Consider the following 3,681-nt stretch of genomic DNA (forward strand, 5'->3'; position numbering starts at 1 on the left):
GTGGTCCGGCTTCGGTGGCGCGACGCGCCTCGGTGAGAGCCGCCGCCCTGTCGTTTTGGCTGACGCTGATGATGGCGGCAAGAGCGTCCGCGAGCCCATCGTCCTTTGGTGCCTCGGCGCGCGCGGCATCGAGCGCTGTGCGCGCGTCCGTGACCCGACCGACCGAGAGCAGGATCGCCGCCCGGTACACTGCCCGCAACGCGGCTTCGTCCGCTGCAACCGTTTCGCCAGCGGCCGGCGTGAGGCGCGCCAAAGCGCCTGAAATGTCGCCGCGATGAAAGAGCGCAATGGCCTCCTGCACGGCCGGCGGCAGCGATCCGGCGCTGCGCCCGGAGCGGTCGGCGAGACCGTCCAGCACATCGGGATAATGGATGGCCCACTGCACGGCGTCGCGTGGGCGGGCGAGAATGGTGCGCGCCGGTGCCTGTGCCGGCTCGGCTTGGCCGGACTCGCCGCTGGTCAGCTTGATCTGGCCCTGGTCGTTGGTCATCGCGACAACGCCCTCGAACACGCTCACGGCGGTACGGTCGCTGTCGACCTGAACCAGGAACTCCGTTCCCTCGACCGAGGCATTCACGTAAGGCGTCGATACTTGCAGCCCGCGCGGCTGGCGGCTGAAAAACTGGATGACACCGCGCACGAGAGCGACAAGCCATGTCTCGGTCTTAACCGGCGGCATCATCCGCAAGATTGTGTGTTCGTTCAGGCGTAGGATGGACTCGTTCGCGAGCGCGACCAGGGCACGGCTGTTGGCGCCGACCCGGACCAGGGCGCCGACGCAGACCAGTTCGTTCAGAACGGCCGGCCGCCAGATCGATCCGGCGTCGATGGAGACCTCGACGCTGCCTTCAACGGAGGCGATGCGCCCGGCGGCAGGCATGCACTTTTCGGCCGCGTGCGCGCTCACTGCGCCCATCGCGGTCATGCATGCTGTAACCAGGCCAAACGCCGCCGCGCGCGCCCCGCGGTTCGATCCCACCGCCGCCGGAGGGCGCCGGAGCAGGCGTTGCCGCGCCTTCATTTCGTGCCCATCCTGATAATCATTGGCGCCTCCTGGCCTGCCTGTTCCCCCTCCTCCCCCAGCAGTCGGTTGAGATAAAAGCGGCTCGGCCCGTCGGCCGGATAATCGCGCAAGAGCGCCGCGAAGAGCACCTGTGCCGCCTCGGCATTGCCGGCGGAAAAAGCCTGCAAGGCAACGGCGAAGCGGCGACACAGGGTCTCGGTCTGGACGCTGACGGCATCGCGCCGGCCGACGATTTCGACGATCGACAAAGGCTCGTTCTTGCCTTTCAGAATGAACTGGCCGACCGGCCGCACGCGCAAATGATCGAGGTCCCGGACCACGCCGGCGCTGGCAAGCAGCCGCGTTCCGAGGTAGCGGTTGAGGCCTTCGATCCGGGACGCGGTGTTGGCGATGTCACCGACAATCCCGTAGACAAAGCGACCGCCGCCGCCGGAATGGCCGACGAACACTTCGCCATCGTGCAGGCCGAGACGCACGCCCAGCGGCCTGGGTGCGACCTTTGCCGCGAAGGCCGCGGCCGCATCGCGGGCGCCGATTGCGGCGGCGCACGCCCGGGCACGGACCTCCGCCTGGGGCTGCGGCGCCGTCCACGCGCACATCATGCCGTCGGCGCGGAACTCGACAACGTCGGCCTTTCGATCGTTGATCGGCTTGGCGATTGCATCGAAGTACGAATTCAGCAGGGAAGCCACTTCACCCGGCCGCATCCCCTCGGCCAGCGGCGTGAAGTCCTCCATGTCGGCGGCAAGACACGTGGCGTAAACGACCTCGTTGGCCGCGCTCATATCGCCGCCGCTGTCGGCGAAGCCCTGTACGACCCGCTCCGGGATGTAATAGCTGATCGCCTGCTGCATTTTCTCCCGCTGCCGCCGTGCGATGACATAGTGGCAGTAGAGCGCGGACACGACCAACAGGGCGATCGCGAGCGCCGGCGTTACCAGCGGCAACCACAAGGCTGCGCGATTGAACAAGATCTGCGCCACCGCTACATAGGCGACCGCAAGCGCGAGTGCTGCCGGCACCGCGAGGCGCGCCGGCACCGCCAGCACGTAGAAACCGATCACGCTGCACAGAACAAAAAGCATGGCGGCGCTGGTCAGGGGCGCAGGCGGGCGCAGGGAGGTGTCCGTCAGGAGATTGGCGAAGGCCGTCGCAGCGATCTCAACCCCGCTGAGGTCGATCCCGTCGGCGCCAGTGAAGACGGTCGGGAAGCCATCCTCCTGCGTCGGCGTGCTGTAGTCGGCAACGCCGACGAAGACACACCGGCCGTCAAGTCGGATCGCCGCTGGCATTCCCGCCCGTGCGGCTGCGATCAGGACGTCGTAACCGATGACCGGAATCGTCCCTGAGGGTCCGTAGAAATTGAGGTAGCGACTGTCGGGACCGGCGAACAGAGCGGCCAGCCGGCGCGTGAGAATGCTCGCCGGCGGACGCTTTGCAGCGTCGCCACCCGCCTCGAGGGCGGCCACGATATCGCTGCGCCCGGCCAGCCCCCGCCGTGCGCGCAGCAGCATTTCGCGCACCGGTATCACACCGTCGCCCCCTGCCGCTGGCGCCAACCGCCGTTGCTCGCCGGCGACAAGAGCCTGGATCGGCCGCACAGCGTTGCGGTCTGTCCGTAGCGCGTGCAGCCACAACGCAGCCGTGGGCACGGTGGCAACCGGCCCGTCGCCCGGCCAGAACACCCAGAACTGGTTGATGTTGCCGGCTGTCTTCGGCAGCAGAAATGGCGCGACGACGGTGGCCGCCTGGGCAAGCGGCTCAACCGGCCCCATCGCTCGATCCGCCTCGGCGGTCGCGGTCGCGCCGCCCTCGTCTATCGCAAACAACTCCCGCCGTTTGTCCATGCGTTCAAGAAGGACAACGCGGTTCGCACGCTCGACCGCAGCAGCGAACGCCTCATCCTCGCCGCTCTCGGCGCTTTCGTCACCCTCGCCGCTCTCGTCCGACCTATTTTCGAAGCGGAGGTCAAACACAATAGCGCTGGCACCGTGTGCGACCAGGGTATCGATCAGCTCGCCATGCACGGACCGAGGCCAATTTCGCGGATGCGGAGGCAACTCCAGCGCTTCGGCCGCACGCTGATTGATCGCGACGACCGCCACATCAGGTGGCGGCGGGACCCGGCCGCGGATGGCGAACAAGAGCGGCAGGCCGAGGCCTTCCTCCAGCGCGATACCGGCGGGGGAGAGCGCAAAGGCAGCGCTGATGCAACCGATGGCAGCACCCAGCATCAGCCCCTTGAGCCACATCCTAATCCCAGCCACGCCCACCCCTGCCTACTTGACGCCAAGCGCTCGTATCAGGAGCGTTCTCGTTGGCCGAGCGCACTACCGACCGGCAGCGGGCAAGAGCGCTGCGGCATAGGCCAGCAGGCCGCCTGATCTGCCGCTCATCGCTCGTTAGCGGAACCGCGCCCCGCCTTCAGACAAGCCGCGCGTTCCACGCACTGTCGCCGCCAGATGGCGCACCCGACAGGATTCGAACCTGTGGCCTCTGCCTCCGGAGGGCAGCGCTCTATCCACTGAGCTACGGGTGCATACCACGTGAGCGTAGCGGCCGATCTTATTGCGATCGCGGTTTCAGTCAACGCGATTGACGAATAATGGGTATCCCTCTCACTGACCTATCTGGCCTTGTCCGCACGAGCAGCGCCG

The 3,681-nt window shown here is 67.2% G+C and carries 2 protein-coding genes and 1 tRNA gene; all 3 read right to left on the minus strand.

Features of this window, described 5'->3' with window-relative positions:
- Positions 1-925, minus strand: a 925-nt coding sequence (locus RKP46_RS13375; RefSeq protein WP_311107095.1) for a FecR domain-containing protein, incomplete at its 3' end; no start/stop codon positions are given.
- Positions 926-1,017: 92 nt separating this feature from the next.
- Positions 1,018-3,291 (minus strand): adenylate/guanylate cyclase domain-containing protein, encoded by a 2,274-nt coding sequence (locus tag RKP46_RS13380; protein WP_311107096.1) that lies wholly within the window; start codon positions 3,289-3,291, stop codon positions 1,018-1,020.
- 196 nt (positions 3,292-3,487) lie between these two features.
- Positions 3,488-3,563: transfer RNA gene (locus RKP46_RS13385), tRNA-Arg, on the minus strand.
- Positions 3,564-3,681 lie beyond the last annotated feature (118 nt).

Origin of the sequence: Accumulibacter sp. (assembly GCF_031732815.1) — a bacterium.
GTDB lineage: Bacteria > Pseudomonadota > Gammaproteobacteria > Burkholderiales > Rhodocyclaceae > Accumulibacter.